This is a genomic window from Ereboglobus luteus, from assembly GCF_003096195.1.
In the GTDB taxonomy this organism is placed as follows: domain Bacteria; phylum Verrucomicrobiota; class Verrucomicrobiia; order Opitutales; family Opitutaceae; genus Ereboglobus; species Ereboglobus luteus.
The window spans coordinates 2905399-2920944 of the sequence record NZ_CP023004.1 but is presented as its reverse complement, the minus strand read 5'-3'; the positions used below and the strand labels follow the sequence as shown (position 1 = coordinate 2920944).

Annotated in this window: 12 protein-coding genes; 2 read left to right on the top strand and 10 right to left on the bottom strand. The window is 50.2% G+C overall.

Translation table 11 applies throughout. The features are described from left to right. Positions 1-2: 2 nt before the first annotated feature. Entirely contained in the window at positions 3-1901 is a 1899-nt protein-coding gene (locus CKA38_RS10690; protein WP_108825466.1) for an ATP-binding protein, read from the bottom strand. A 219-nt stretch (positions 1902-2120) separates the two neighbouring features. Between CKA38_RS10690 and CKA38_RS10685 the strand changes: the two genes are divergently transcribed. Both CKA38_RS10685 and CKA38_RS10680 read left to right on the top strand, forming a co-directional pair. Then, positions 2121-3605 (top strand): type IV secretory system conjugative DNA transfer family protein, encoded by a 1485-nt coding sequence (locus CKA38_RS10685; RefSeq protein ID WP_108825465.1) that lies wholly within the window; start codon positions 2121-2123, stop codon positions 3603-3605. Between the two features lie 12 nt (positions 3606-3617). Continuing rightward, on the top strand, positions 3618-4508 hold the full coding sequence (locus CKA38_RS10680; protein ID WP_108825464.1) for an AAA family ATPase: 891 nt from the start codon (positions 3618-3620) through the stop codon (positions 4506-4508). Here CKA38_RS10680 and CKA38_RS10675 read toward each other — a convergent pair. From CKA38_RS10675 to CKA38_RS10635, 9 genes are all read right to left on the bottom strand, one after another. Continuing rightward, positions 4505-5428, bottom strand: a complete 924-nt coding sequence (locus CKA38_RS10675) for an AraC family transcriptional regulator (RefSeq protein ID WP_108825463.1) — start codon at positions 5426-5428, stop codon at positions 4505-4507. The two genes, CKA38_RS10680 and CKA38_RS10675, sit on opposite strands and share 4 nt — an antisense overlap. A gap of 186 nt (positions 5429-5614) precedes the next feature. After that, the gene (locus tag CKA38_RS10670; protein WP_108825462.1) at positions 5615-6499 is read right to left on the bottom strand and encodes an LpxI family protein; all 885 of its coding nucleotides are present in this window, start codon (positions 6497-6499) and stop codon (positions 5615-5617) included. A gap of 98 nt (positions 6500-6597) precedes the next feature. Beyond that, positions 6598-7275, bottom strand: coding sequence for an outer membrane protein (locus CKA38_RS10665; protein WP_152032809.1), 678 nt, complete (start codon positions 7273-7275; stop codon positions 6598-6600). 103 nt (positions 7276-7378) lie between these two features. Continuing rightward, the gene (locus tag CKA38_RS10660) at positions 7379-9343 is read right to left on the bottom strand and encodes a heavy metal translocating P-type ATPase (protein ID WP_108825460.1); all 1965 of its coding nucleotides are present in this window, start codon (positions 9341-9343) and stop codon (positions 7379-7381) included. Between the two features lie 33 nt (positions 9344-9376). After that, positions 9377-9721, bottom strand: a complete 345-nt coding sequence (locus CKA38_RS10655; protein ID WP_108825459.1) for a P-II family nitrogen regulator — start codon at positions 9719-9721, stop codon at positions 9377-9379. A gap of 11 nt (positions 9722-9732) precedes the next feature. Next, positions 9733-10188: a hypothetical protein gene (locus tag CKA38_RS10650; protein WP_108825458.1), complete on the bottom strand. Its 456-nt coding sequence runs from the start codon at positions 10186-10188 to the stop codon at positions 9733-9735. A 33-nt stretch (positions 10189-10221) separates the two neighbouring features. Then, positions 10222-13374 (bottom strand): efflux RND transporter permease subunit, encoded by a 3153-nt coding sequence (locus tag CKA38_RS10645; RefSeq protein WP_108825457.1) that lies wholly within the window; start codon positions 13372-13374, stop codon positions 10222-10224. A gap of 37 nt (positions 13375-13411) precedes the next feature. Continuing rightward, on the bottom strand, positions 13412-14140 hold the full coding sequence (locus CKA38_RS10640; RefSeq protein WP_152032808.1) for an efflux RND transporter periplasmic adaptor subunit: 729 nt from the start codon (positions 14138-14140) through the stop codon (positions 13412-13414). Further along, positions 14137-15468 carry a TolC family protein gene (locus CKA38_RS10635; RefSeq protein ID WP_108825455.1) on the bottom strand — a complete coding sequence of 444 codons (1332 nt, stop codon included), beginning with the start codon at positions 15466-15468 and terminating at the stop codon, positions 14137-14139. The genes CKA38_RS10640 and CKA38_RS10635 overlap by 4 nt, the downstream gene beginning before the upstream one ends. Positions 15469-15546 lie beyond the last annotated feature (78 nt).

Genomic DNA, 15546 nt, shown 5'->3' with positions numbered 1-15546 from the left:
ATTTAGTCCTCATCCCGTTTTTCACTTGTCGGTGATTGTGTATTTGAATCAGCAAACTTTTTCATCCCATGTCGAAGGATTTCTAGAAATGTGTGGTTCCTACATTCGGCGTCGGCAACGATGGCATCGAATGACATGACAAATGTTGGTGTAGGAACAACCGAGCCATTTGGACGCTTTGTGGGAAACTCCTGGTAATAAACTTTCCCTCGGGAAAAGAGCGGCGCCCACTTTCGCTGCTCAAGCCGAGTCGCCATAGTGTCATTAACCTGAATAACAGCATAATACCATATGCGCTGTATATTTGGACAGTGGGCGGCAAGTTTTACCGCGCGGTCTAACAACTGATTAATTGCGTATTCGTTTTCCTTCTCGTCGTCGGTTTTTTTCTTAATTTCGACAACAACGACATCAACGGAGGCTTCTACCGCTGGATCAGCGGAAAAAATCATGGCTATATCGGGACGTCCTTCGTCTTTGGTCGCTTCCTCATTAAGCGTAATAGCCCCTATTACGGAATCCATGCGCGCTTCGCTAAGAATGGTGCGGAAGCTCATAAACTTATCATCCAAAAGCCATGCGTTATTGCTGTAAACGTCCCGTATCAAGTCACTCTCTTCGAACTCTTGATAACGCGGGACAATAAGATTGTGAATTTCCGCTTCGGAGTTGTCGCCGGACATGTCCTTGAATTTTCGAATTATCTTGTCTCTGTATAAAATATATTCTGTCAAAGAGCGCGACGATAGCTCCAATGATTTTTCAAATGTAGAGTCGGTTAGCTCCTCACACTGTAAAACTTCTTTTTGGGCTTTGAAAAACTTGCTTTGAGCGATGTCGAGCGCCTCATCCTTGTTGATAAGTCCAACAGTATTTTCTTCGAAAAGGCCGAGCAAATGGGGAAATTGTTTCTCAAATTGGTTTTTAGCTTCTTCGTTTTTTTCGGCTATTTGTGGAATTTTCTCTGTAAATATTTTCCCGACTTCACGACGTAATACACTTAATAGATCAGGCTCGGATATATTGTCCGGTAATATCAATTTTTGCCGTGAGGTATCCGCAGCACCTTTGAAAAGTTGGGACACAAAAAGAAAAATGCCCGAATGGTCGGGAGGCACGGCATGAGGTTGCAACAGTTTAATGGGAATAGTGCGGCCATCTATACTCACTGCGGTCAAAAGTGTGCGCTCCCCCATTCCTGCCTTTACTCGAAACCACATTTCCACGCCTTCATATGCATCAAGGAGTGGGTCTTCAATACTGACAGATTGAAGTTCAGGTAGGTCATCTGCTGTGATTGTTTCATCATCAGAGAAAAACTCTTTTTGTGTGTTACTTTCTTCGGTTTGGAGGCTGATTTTAATTAAAAACGGACGTTGAGTGCGCCTGCGCTCATGCAACGTCGGCAAAAATTGTTCAATGATTCGAGTTTTTAGCGCGCCCGGTTTTATGTCATCATAAGATTTAAGTCTTTCACCTATAAAGTTAGTGAAAACGAGTGTAGTCGTATTTGACTGAATTTTCTCCAGTTTCTCCAATTTACTCTCGTCGCGAAACGCTTCTGAGAACGTAAACTGACGCCTATTATCTCCCCACACACTGTTGACCTCAATGCGTGCAAAATACTTTAGGAATAACAATCGACCAAGCCCCTTGTGGAATGCGTCTTGTGGCTTCAAAAGACGGGCAAACCGTTCGAAACTTTCGTTCGTAAAACCGTCTCCATTATCGCTAATGGTTATTTTAAGCGTGTCTGGTGCCGAGAATCTTTGGATTTCGATGTTAATTGAGATTTCAGAGGCGTTCGCATCCAATGAGTTTGCGACTGATTCAAAAAACACCTGAACCAATGAGGGATTTGGAAAAAACAGCTTTACGGCGTTGGTTGTTTCGATGTCCATGGAGTCAACAAGTTATGTAGGTTGTCGGGCTAAGTTCCACTGCAAAATTCCTTTTCTTGGCACTTTTACTCGGTAGTGGCTCGGGTAACTTGGAAAATTATGTTTTCCCGTTTTTGTTCTCAAAAATCGCGGGAATGTCCAAGCCAAGGATGATGGAAACTGGCATGCTTGCGACATGGATGCACTCTTACACCGTAAGAGCGCACCATCTTTGCCATTATGCCGTTACACTTGCTTCTTGTCGCTGTGAGTCTCGTATGCGCTTGGGGTGCGCTGCGAGTCGGAGTGCCTTCGTATGTCGCGATGGCGATGTCGACGGGGTTCGGCTTATTTGCCGTCTGGCAGATGGTGTGCGGAGTGCTGGCGGTGCGCAGTCGCCCGCGTGCGAAACCGATTTTGACGCTGGGCGGGTTTTCTTGGTCGCAGAATGACTTTTGTCGCGGGTGGCTCGTCACCGGCGAAACGGGAAGCGGCAAGACGCTTTCGGCGATCAATGCGATGCTCTGGCAGGTTTCGCGAAACTGTCCGCGTTGGGGCGGCATCTGCATCGACGACAAGGGACTCTATTGGGAAACACTCTCGGCGATGTTCAAGCACCTCGGGCGCGAGGACGATTTGATTTTGCTGCAAGTGCGACCGGACAGCGCGCCCGCCGATTGGGAGCCGCCACACACGTTTAATTATCTTGAGGATGCCCGCCTGCCTTTTTCGGCAAAGGCCAAGGATGTTTGCGATGTGGCCGCGTCGCTCGGGCAGGATGGCGACCAGACGTTTTTCAAGACACAGGCGGAAATTCAGATGAGCTTTGCATTTCAAGCGCTGGCGTGCGTCGGGATGCCCGTCACGCTCGATAATGCTTACGAATTGCTCTCGTCGGATGTGATGATGAGGGAAATTGTCGGAATGTTGGACAATAAAAACACGCCGGAAGCGCGCGAGTTGCTTACTCATTACGAAACGCAAATTGCCAGCCAGCCCATCGAACAACTTGGCGGTGTGCGCGGCACGCTTGCCAATCGGCTGAAACACTTCACGCCGCTTGATATTGCGGAGGTGTTTTGTCCGAAAAAATCGACCTTCTCCTTTTCAGAAATCGACCGGGGGAAAGTGATATGCGTTTCGATTCCACAACGCTTCAAAACTGAACGCCGGTATATCCACACACTTCTCAAGCTCGTGTTTTATTCGCATGTGCTGCTGCGTTTCGACCGACCCTCGAAGGAACGCGCCGGAGACAACTTGCTCGTTTTATGGGCGGATGAAGCGCAAAAGATCGTGACCGCGAATCATGACGGCACGAGCGATTACAATGTTGTGGATGTGATGCGTGAAGCCAGGGCAACCGTCGTGGCCGCGACGCAAAGCTACACATCGCTCATTCCGCCGATTGGCGATGAGAAAAAGGCAAAGGTGTTCATCGCGAACATGGCAAACCGCATCATGTTCAAGGCCGCCGATGAGGAATCGGCAAAAATCGCCGCCGACACGCTCGGCAAAAAGAAATACAAGAAACGCACCTATGGCTATTCGGCGGGCAAGCGCACGACCTCGTTTTCCGAGGAGGAAAAATATTATATCGAACCACATGAGTTTCGCCGGCTGCGGAAGTTTCAGGCTGTGGTGCAACACTGTGAATCGGGATTTCGCCGTGTGGTGCTTCCGCCGCGTGAAGCCGATGGGCGCGTGTGCGAGTGGTTTCGCTAAGATTTTTTCTCCATGAATACATCCCTGCCTGCCTGTGCAAACATCGGCGTCGATTGGTTCAGCCAACGCCGCGAACAACTCCGCAACCTCGGCGCGCATCTTCACGAGCACATCAAGGGACAATCGCATGTTATTGGACGTGTCGAATCCGTGTTGCGGAGGGGCGAACTCGGCCTTGCGCATCCGGGGCGTCCCAAAGGCTCGTTTTTGTTCGTCGGCCCGACCGGTGTTGGAAAAACAGAAATTACAAATGCCTTCACCGATTATCTTTTCAACGGGATGAAACCCGTTCGTTTCGATATGTCGGAGTATCAAAATCAATCGTCTGTTGAAAAACTCATTGGTGAAAAAGTCGGTGATATTGGGTTGCTCGGCCGCTCGCTTGCAAAGGCGGATTGCGGCACGTTGCTTTTCGATGAAGTGGAAAAGGCGCATCCACTCGTGCTCGATCTTTTCCTGCAAATCCTCGATGATGCGAGCATCACACTCGCCACTGGAGAACGGAAAAACCTCTCGCGGTTCTATGTCGTTTTCACCTCAAACATAGGCGCGGGGGAAGCGATGCGAATGCAGTCCGCCCCCTTTGCGAGTATTGAGCGCACTGTGCTCGCGCGGGTGGGGCAACAGCTCCGGCCTGAACTTGTGGGCCGTATGACTGAAAAAATTGTGTTCTCCCGTCTGAGTTACGATGTGCAACGCGAAATCTGCGAGGCCATGATCGCGGGAGAATGCGCCCGTTTGCATAAACTTGGGCACATTATCACGGTCACTCCGGCAGACTTGGAGACGATCTTGCGGGAAGGGTGCCACAAAACACTAGGCGCGCGTCCCATGCGCGGGGCCGTGGAGCGTTTTCTGCAAGATCGTGCGGCAAATGGATTGTTGGCCTCACCGTCCCGTTAGCCCAATATCTGGCCATCATCTCCCTGCTTTGAGAGTTCAGCGCAGAATTTGCGAAAATTGCGCGACAAGTGACTTTGATCGCAAAAGCCGACTGCAAGCGCAATTTCAGACAATCGCATCTTTCCCTCGACTATGAGCGATTGAGCCAGTTGGAGTCGTTTCAAAAGAATGTATCGGTGGGGAGTGACACCCATTGTATTTTTGAAGAGACGCGTGAAATGATCCTTACTCATGTCGATGATCTCCGCCAAATGAGGCACCAGCACGGTTTCACAAAGGTGGTCATGTATGTAACTGCGCACAATGCGCAACTGTTCTGAACTCAATCCTGTGCTTACCAATAATGGCTGCTTATCAGTTTGCGTCTTTTTGAACAGTTGATTCGCTAATATGATGCAAATAGCCTCAATGAATATAGTTGGTTCGTCCGACAATTCGGATTTTATTATTTTTTGGAGAATATAGGCTAGATACCAAATAAGAAGGTCTCCTTTTTCTAGCTCATTACATTCCCTAATCTGTATCCCACGCCAAGTTGAATCATGGGTCATTTGGGTGAAAAGTTCATCATGCAACAGGAGGCAAATAAATGATGCCGCTTTTTCCCATTTTAATGAATGTCTGATCCCTGACTCAACGAAAATAAGATGCTGCCCGATTACTTGGCAATGTTCCCTATAAGATGAAAACTCCCATGTGATTTCTGTTTTGATGTTATCTTCGAGCAAGAGAAAAAATTTGTGATGTGCATTCTTTTGTTCTGGTAAAAAACAAGTTGGCTGCCGGTTACAGCATATTTCGATTTCCCTGAACCGGTGGTATGCGAGTGCGGATGAAAATCCACCGGGTTTACCATTAACACATGGTTTATGCACATGTGCGTCGATCTGTTTACCATGAGTTGTTTTTTGGGGAAACATATCGGAATGCGGCTACCGCTCTGATATGAAGCGATGGTCACTTTGTATCTGAAAATCATTTTTGCGTATTGGACAAAAACGCGGTTTTTCAAAATAAAAGCGCGATATATTATATGCATGTTCACAAGCGCTGCAAGGTGCCAACATGACTGCATTATGGTTTTGCTTAAATAGCTAATTTTCAGACTAATCGGCCATTTGCGCAGTGCCATCTTCAACGAAAACTACGCACAGATCGTTCTTGTCGGCAAAATCGGCGCACTCCTGAGCTTCGACCGTAACAGTTTTGCCTGCTTCCATTGCCAGAACGCAGGCACCCGAGGCGACAAGATTCTTGAGCGTTTCCACTCCAAAATAGGGAACATCAAATCGCATGTCTTGATTTGGTTTTCCTATCTTTATAATGGTAAACCCACCAGATGGACAAAGGGAACCTGCTCTGCTAATGCAGCCGTCAGTGCCTTCCAGTGCTTCCACCGCAATGATGGATTGATTCTTAACCGCCACGCTTTGACCAATGTCAAGACGTCCAATTTCGCGAGCGACTTTCCAGCCGTATTGAATATCTTTCCATTCGCTTGAGGATGGCCGTCTTTTTGTAAGGGTGGTTTGTTTCATGATAAGCTCAGGGGCATAATCTGTTGCTGCTGTGATGTGGATTCCTTGTAATTCAAATGCCTCGACACATCGCATCAAAAGCGAGTCATTACCTTGCGATTTTTGCTTGGAGAGAATGTGCTGGGAAAAAATCCGGGCGGTATAGAAATCAGGAAAATGTTTCCATAAAAAATCTGCGGAAAATAGTAGGCGTTTCTTAACACCACCGGCCATTGTGACTGAGGTGATATTATGCTTTTTGAAAAAGCGGATGGCTTTGCCGAATTGTCCCAGCCCCATCGGTTGGTATTCGACACAATATTTCGCGATTTCAGGAAGTGCATGATCACGTATTGCCGCGCAATATATTTCGTAATTTTTATTTTTTAATAATTTCGCAAGTTCTACCGGATACAGGCCAATGCCTGCGATAATACCGATGCGTTGCGGAGTGTTATGTTGAGTCAGGGACATTTTCTTCGTATGAATCTCTCACAATGGCGGCACGTAATCATGATATTTGACTGATGCCGCCACTAGAGAGAATCGCTTTTGTTCTATGTGCGAGCGGCCTAGAATTTCCAACCAACAGAGACGTTCAACGTGTGCGTGTCCATAGCGTCGAATTTAACCTTGCGATCAAAAAGGGTGTAATCGGTTTCACCAGTGCGCAGATACCGGTAGCCTGCGTCGAGATATAGATGCTTTGAAATGTGCCACGTTACGCCGGTTCCGGCACCGTATGCAAAGGTGCTATCTGTGTCGTTGCTTTTCACATGGCGCGAACCGCTATTGTGCGGAGCACCGGCATCGACTTTCATCATATATAGACCGGCCGCTGGACCGACCCGAACTTCCCAGCGTTTTTGCGTTCCGAGTGGAATGTAAAAACTGTATGAGGCGAGCAGCGGAACAGCAAAATAATCAAGGTCGGTGTTATTGCTTCCGGGTGTATAATAATTGTGCCCGCCGCCGTCATTTGCCTTGAGCGCGCCTGCTTCGATTTGAATCTTGTTGCGTTCGTTTATTCTCCAGCCAAACGCGGCCATGGCTCCGACAAATGTCTGCGTGCCTTCGACACCGGGATTGCCCCACATGACTGCAATGCCTCCTTCCAGACTCAAGTTCGCTCCAGCAGTCTTGGGTGTCGCATATGAATCGTCTGCTGATTCCGTCTGGGCGAAGATTGGAATGCCTGCGACGAGAATGCTAAAAAGCAGTGACCAAGTGTATTTTATATAGGGTTTCATGATTATATATGTATTTGTATTGTTGTTTTTATTTTTGCCGTTTGTTTGAGGCAAAAGTGATGCGGGCGCCGATCAGTGCCGTTTTACTCGGAGGTGTCCGTAGTCATTTGGTGGACACCTTCAAAAGTCGCAGTGAATTCGCGACAACTAGGAGTGTTGCGCCTGTGTCAGCTAAGACAGCCAGCCAGAGATTGGCGTAGCCGAGCACTGTCAGAATGAGGAAAAGTGCCTTGAGACTGAGCGCGAAAGCGATATTGAAATAAACGATAGAAAGAGTTCGTCGTCCGATGCGGATTGTCTCGGCAATTTTACCAAGATCATCCTGCATGAGTGTGATATCGGAAGTTTCGATTGCAGCGTCGGTGCCTGCCGCACCCATCGCGATGCCAATGTTTGCAGTGGCCATTGCCGGAGCGTCGTTCACACCATCACCTACCATGCCGACACTTTCGTAAGCATCTCTCAGTATTTTGATGGCGCACACCTTGTCGTCGGGCAACAGGTCGCCACGTGCTTCGTCTATACCGGCTTCTTTTGCGACGTAATCTGCAGCGTGCTGATTATCGCCGCTGAGCATTACAATATGTTCGATGCCTGCTGCTCGGAGATTCGCCACGGCAGTTCGTGCGTTTGGACGCAGGCTATCGCCCACGGCGATTACGCCAAGAATCTTGCCAGCACATGTGTCATTCGGCCTGTGTCCGACAATAACAACAGATTGTCCCTTGGCCTCATAGTTTCTTAGCGTTACTTCAAGCGAGGATGTGCAAAGGCCAAGCTCGTGTGCGAAGCGATGATTACCAACAAAATAGGGATGCGTATCTATATATCCTTCCGCGCCTCGACCACTGTGTGACTGGTAATTTGCCGCACGTGTGAAAGCAACAGCATGCTCCTTGGCATAGGTGACAATTGCCTTGGCAATCGGATGAGGAGAGTGGTCATCGATTCCAGCGGCGATGTAGAGCACTTCTGTCTCGGATTTTGCAGTGATACATTCAATCGAGAGCACGCGAGGTTTTCCTTCGGTGATTGTGCCGGTTTTATCGACTGCCAGCGCACGTAACTTGGCAATCGTTTCAAGATGTTCGCCACCTTTTACGAGCACACCACGTCGGGCGAGCGCGGTGAGTCCTGCGACGATTCCGACCGGTGTGGAAATCACCAATGCGCAGGGGCATGCGATGATGAGCAACACACAGGCACGATAGAGCCAAACACTCCAACCGCCGCCCATTAAGAGCGGTGGCATAAGAAAGATGAGCAACGCGGCAAGTGTGACCGCGGGCGTATAATACTTGGCAAAAGTATCCACGAACCGCTGCGTCGGTGCTTTTTGTTCCTGTGCTTCCGCAACAAGACGGATTATGCGCGCGAGCGTTGTATCTGCGGCAGGTTTGGTGACCTTGATTTCAAGCGAACCTTCTCCGTTGATTGTTCCGGCAAAGACAGGGTCGCCCAGCTTTTTATCCACGGGCACTGATTCGCCAGTAATAGGCGCTTGGTTGACAGCGGATTCCCCTGTGATAATTTCACCATCCAGCGGAATGCCCATTCCTGATTTGACCGCGATTACTTCCCCTGCGGTGACTTGCTCCACCGGTATTTCGACAAATACTCCATCGCGGCGCGCAAGAGTGGTCTTGGGCGCGAGTTCAAGCAGTGCCTCGGTGGCTCGCTTCGCACGACGGTCAGCCCAACCTTCAAGCCATTCCGCGACGCCAAACAGGAATACTACTGCGGATGCTTCCAGCCACTCACCAATGATGCTCGCCCCGATTGCTGCGATGACGACGAGCAAGTTAATGTCGGGTCGCAATCGGCAAACTGCATTCCATGCTTTCGGAAGCAAGAACCAGCCACCCGCAAGTATTGCAGTAAACGCAAAAATTTCCTTCGCGATTTCCGGCAATACATTTCCCCATAAGTTTGCAAGTGATATTGCAACCAAGACACCTGAAATTAAGAGACTGGCTGTTTCAAGGCGGTTGGATTTTTCTTCATGGTTGAGGGTGCCTGCGTCGGTATGCTGCGAGGAACTATCGTGCGTGGAGTGTGATTGTGGCATGGCTGGTTAGTGCTTCGATTGTTTTTCGTTTCATCACACTGCGATGGCACCAGTTTCACCGGTGCTTATCCGCAATGCTTTTTCAGCGGACAGAATATATACTTTTCCATCCCCCCGGTTTCCTGTTCGGGCTGCCACAGCAATCCCAAGCGCGATTGAATCTGCGTGCTTATCGGGAACCATAAGGTCGATGCGGACCTTTCGGAGTGTGCCTACAAGAGCTTCATCACGAGAGCTTGCGCTTTGGTCATGACCGCGCCCGCGTCCGAAGCCACGCACATCAGAAAAGGTCGCTCCGGTGACGCCTGGCATCTCGTGCAGTGCCTGACGCACAGCGTCTTCCTTTGATGGGCGAATGAATGCAACTATGTTTTTCATAAACCCTCCTTTCAGTGTTTGTGCGCATCTTCACCTTCGCAAATGCACGCATATTCGGCACGTTTGCATTCCGCGCAGACTTCATCGTGAAAAACGATGCGATAGTTTTTGGGGCGTGCGCCATCGGAATCACGCACTTGTAGAACAATGGTATAACCATCGCCATCAGGGAGCGGTTTGCCCGAAACGAGAGCGCCATCCTTTTCGATGAAATCAAGTCTCGTCTTGCCCGATTTAGCCTCTGCGATGGCAGTCACTATTCGGTTTGCAATGGGTGTTGATTTTAATGCGTCGTCGTAAAAGGAGACGGTGACTATACGATCTTTCCCGACGAGGAACTCCACATGAGGGGACGTTTGGGTCACAATGCGTCCGCCTTTGGGACCGGCGATAGGCTTGGCAATAAGCGCAGTGATGGAAGCCACTGCGCAGATGGCTGTGAGTATTATGATACGGGTTGTTTTCATATTTTTTGTTTTGGTTGTTGGTTGTGATCGCTCTCAGGAATTTTTCTCTTTGGGTTTCGCATTATCCCGCTCGAGCCAGCAGTAAAGCGTGGGTAGCAAAACAAGCGTGAGGAATGTAGCCGTGATGATGCCTCCGATTACGACTGTCGCGATGGGACGCTGCACTTCCGCTCCGGGGCCTGTGGCAAGCGCCATCGGGACAAAGCCGAGAGCTGCAACAAGCGCCGTCATAAGAACGGGGCGCAGGCGTGTGAGCGCGCCTTCAATTACGGCATCACGCACTTTTCGCCCCTCTTCACGCAGTTGATTTATAAAAGAAATCATCATCACGCCGTTGAGCACGGCGACGCCTGAGAGCGCGATAAATCCAACCGCAGCCGAAATGGAGAACGGCAGCCCTCGCATCCATAATGCGAATATGCCACCAGTGACAGCCAGAGGGATGCCAGTATATACTATAAGCGCCTGTCTCACACTTCCGAACGCCAAAAAGATTAGCAGAAATATAAGCGCGAGTGCCGCCGGCACGACAATGGCAAGTCGTGCGCGCGCTTCTTGCAGATTTTTGAAGGCGCCTCCGTATTCGACAAAATAGCCTTCGGGTATTTTGACATTTTCGGTAATTTTTGCGCGCGCTTCCTCGACAAAACTTTGCACGTCGCGCCCACGCAAGTTCACCTGTATCGCCATGCGCCGCTGGAATGCCTCACGCGAGATTGTATTTACGCTTTCTGTGACGCTTACATCGGCGACTTGTCCGAGCGTGATGAGGTTTCCGTCCGCCGTTTTCACTGGAAGCGTTGCCACGTTTTCAAAATCGCGGCGCGCCCGTTCCGTAAGTCGTGTGACGATCGGATATCGCCGATTACCATCAACGACAACTCCAGCTTCGGCACCAGCAAACGCTGTCTCTATAACTTTGTTCACTTCGCTGGCATGGACATTATAGCGCGACATCGCCGCGCGATTCATGACAGCTTGGAGCACTGGCGCTTTTCCTGCCGCGTCAAATTCTACATCGGCCGCACCGGGAATTTTTTCGACAATTTCACGAACCTCTCCCGCAACTTTTTCGAGCGTTTCATAATCATCGCCGAAAACCTTGATAGCAATGTCGGCCCGACTGCCGGAAAGCAGTTCGTTGAAACGCAATTCGATGGGTTGTGAAAAGAGGTAGCTTTGTCCGGGGAAGTGGACGGATAGCTCCTTCGACATCATATCCGTCAGTTCATCCTTGGTGATGGTGCGTCCATTGACTTTCCGCCATTCCGCTGGCGGTTTGAGCATGATGTAGCTGTCGCCGACATTTACACCCATCGGGTCGGTGGCGACTTCAGATGTGCCTACACGCGCGAAAGTATGTGTAACCTCCGGAAATTTTTCTAGCATGAGCTTTTCCGCAGCGGTCTGCATGTCCAACGAGGCATTAAGGCCGATGCTGGTCGTCCGAATCATCTGCGCGGCTAAAGAACCTTCATCCAACTGAGGAATAAATTCAGCGCCGAGATGTGTGAACACCCATGCAGAAAACGCAAATACGGCAATGGCGACGGTGGCGACAATCCACCGCAGGCGCAGGCTCAAATGAAGTATCGGGCGATAAACCCGTTTTGCAAAACGTATGGCAATGTTATCGCCTTCGCTTACTTTGGCGCTCATGAAAAACGAGCAGAGAACCGGAACAAGCGTGAGCGCGAGTAAGAGTGCGCCGACGAGAGCAAACACCACAGTAAACGCCATCGGTGTGAACATTTTCCCCTCGGTGCCTGTGAGGGAAAAAATAGGCAGATAAACGATGGTAATGATGGCGACGCCAAAGACTGTCGGACGCCCCACTTGTTTGCATGCAGAGAGCACGGTTTGCAGGCGTTCCTTTGCGGTAAGCAATCGCCCACATTCATGCTGCTTGTGGGCGAGCATTCGCACGACGTTTTCCGCCATGACAACAGCTCCGTCTACAATTAGCCCAAAATCTACGGCTCCGAGACTCATCAAATTTCCAGAGACGCCGTAACGAACCATTCCTGTCATCGCGAAGAGCATTGAGAGCGGAATTGCCGTAGCTACGATCAGCGCGGCGCGCCAGTTGCCCAAAAGGGCGATGAGAACGACGATCACCAAAATTGCACCTTCAAAAAGATTTTTTTCAACGGTGCGAATGGTGGAGTTTACCAAATCCGTGCGATTATACACGGTGTCGATTTCCATTCCCGCAGGAAGTTTCGATTGTAGTTCCTCTATACGGTCATGCACGCGACTTGATATTATGCGGCTGTTTTCGCCGATGAGCATAAGCGCCGAGCCGAGCACGGTTTCTTCACCATCACGCGTCGCCGAGCCGGTTCGCACGCCTGAGCCAATAGCGACCCCGGCAACATCTTTGATGCGCAGAATGCCAGTGCGCGCCCCTGAGAACTTTAATGGCAAATCGGCAATTTCTTCCGTTGTCTGCACGCGACCCACAGAGCGCACCGTCACGGCTTCGCCGCCTTTCTCAACAACAGAGCCTCCGGCGTTTGAGACATTCTCTGCAATTATATCCGAGATTTCACCAATTGTAAGTCCTACACTCGTGAGTTTTCCGGCATCGGGCGTGATGACGATTTGCTTCTCATACCCGCCTGATGTATTCACCTCTGTAACTCCAGGCACAGTGCGCAGCGATGGTTTTACGATGTAATCCTGTGCGAGCTTCAGTTCACGCAGACGATCAATCGGGTCTGCGGGAACGTCTTTGAAGTCAGGCTTGTATCGAATAGTGTAGTGGTAAATTTCGCCAAGCCCTGTCGTAATAGGAGCGAGTCGAGGTATTACACCCGGTGGCAACTCCTCGAGGACGGCTTGCAATCGTTCACCGGCGAGTTGTCGCGCGCGGTAAATATCCGTGCCCTCCTGAAACACGAGCGTTACTTGCGAAAGTCCGAATTTGGAAATGGAGCGAACTTCGAGCATTTTTTCGATGCCGCCCATTTCCACCTCGATTGGATAAGTAACCAATTTTTCAATTTCCTCGGGCGCAAGAGAAGGCACAGAGGTATTGATTTGAACCTGAACATTTGTGATGTCCGGAACGGCATCAATGGGAAGGCGTGTCGCCGACCATAAGCCGATAAGAATGAGCGCAACTGCGGCGATAAGCACAAATATGCGCTGGCGCAAAGCGAACTCCAAAATTTTGTCAATCATGGGAAAATCGTGTTAGTTTTTAAGTTTGTGTGGTGGCTCAATGGCTGTGCCCGCCGCCTTTGGTCAGGCGCAGTTCGGAAAGCCAGAGTTGTTCAACGGGTGACGTGACAACAATGTCGCCTGCATAGAGGCCGTCCGTGATTTCAATATAATCGGCGGAACGTATGCCGGTTTGAACGACAGTTCGCAGATACCCGTTTCCATTGACCACATACACAATTTTGTTGGTTGCCGTCTCAAGAACGGCTGATCGCGGCACGACAAGCGTCGTGCGCGGCGGCGAGGATACTGGGAACGTCACAAAATTTCCGGGCTCGGGCTTCGTCTGCGATGAGGAATCGTCGAGTTCAAAAATAAGCTCCGTCATCCGCGTGGCCGAGTCGGTGACCCGATCGATGCGCAGGAGTTTCGCCCCTCTATAAATAGCATTTGAATAGCCCGCTGCCTGGGATTCCGGCACAAGCGCACTAGCGAGGATTTTAGGTGACGTCGCAAATATGTAAGCGGTCGCGCTGCGTTCCTCGGAAATCGGACGTTCGTCGGCCTCTGCTGTTTCGAGCATCAATGCCTTGATTACATCGGGCGTAATCAGAAGCCCTTGCCCTGATTTGAATGCGACGCCTTCTTCATCAGTATGCGAATCCTCTGCGTGCTCGGATATATTTTGAGCGACCTGTTGTGTCGGGCTTCTCTCCCCGCATCCTGCGAGTAGAAATACAAACCCTGAAACGGCGAATGCCATAATAAAGCATGCGTTTTTTTTCATTGTGCAACCTCCACAGGGTTGAGGTTGATGCCGGTGAGTTCTTGAAGTTTTAGCCCGGACTCAAGCGCTTCGGTTTGCGTGGATAGCAGCGCTTCCACGGCATCAAGATAACTGTTTTGAAGTTCGATGTAGGCAGTGATTGTTACCGCCCCCATGCGATAGTGACGGTCGGCCAACTCTGCCGCTTCGGAAAATTTCTTAGCAGCATCGGACGTCCATTGCCGCGCCTCGGTGAGTTTTGCAGTGAAAATTTGAGCTGCGGTCACAACATCACGCTCGAGTTCGCGTTGTGCAACCAAAGCTGCGGCTTCGGCCTGGCGTTGTCGCACTCTCGCAATGTCTACCGCTGCGCGTCGCGTGCCGGTGACAGGCAGTGGAACGCTCATCGTCAGACCAACGATAGTTTCACGGTCACCGATATTATCCCGTGATATATATGGCCCGACACTTACGGAGGGATAGCGTTCATTGCGTGCAAGTTTTACGGCAAATCCCTGTTGCTCCAATTCAACTTGGCGCATGCGGTAGTCGAAGTTGTTTTCACGCGCAGCCACGAGCAGGCTTTGAGTGCTGGGCGCATCGTCGAAAGAAAACCTTTTGGCTTTCACGCGCAACGGTGCATCAATAGGGACGCCGCGCAGTTGATTGATCTCTACGAGTGCGGCTTGCACAGCAAGATCGGCCTCCGTTGCACGGCGTCGAAGTGCAAGTTCGCTTGCTTCAATGGCGCGTGTATCAAGTAGGGGCGTGATACCTGCGGGGTCGCGTGCTAGAAAAGTCTCCTTGAGTGATGTAAAGCGCTCTGAGACCTCACGGATTGCGTTGGCCTTTTCGTTGGCTGCGTAGAGGCCGAACGCAAGTATTCGAGCGCGAGAAGCAAGGGCATTTTCAAAACGTGAAATTCCCAATTTCGCTAATTCGACCTGTCGGCTGGCGATGGCCTTGCGCAATGAAAGACGACCGGGCCACTCGAACGTTTGTGTGATGGATACGCTCCATATCATTCCGTCTCCGACATTTGTTCCCGATGAATCTTTAAGCCGCTTGTAGCCAGCATCCACACCGAGTTCTGGTTCGGACCAGCGACCAGCTACTCGTGCGGATACACGCGAGGCGTCAAGTTCCTCAATGTAGAGGCGACGTTCAGGATTATTCAAAGTGATCTCATTGACGAGATCATCCAACGAGAGCGCTGCTACCGATGACTCGGTGAGCTTTGCAGGCGGTGCGTCTTGTGCATACAAAGAGCACGCGATAGATGAGATTGCCAGCAATAGTGCTGGTGAAAGAATATATCTAAAAGGATGTGAAAAGACTAATGATTTCATGAATCGATGGATTGGTTGGCTGTCTGCGTAGGGGCGAGGAACGAAGCATCCTGTGATTCGAACACGCAAAAGCGTGCA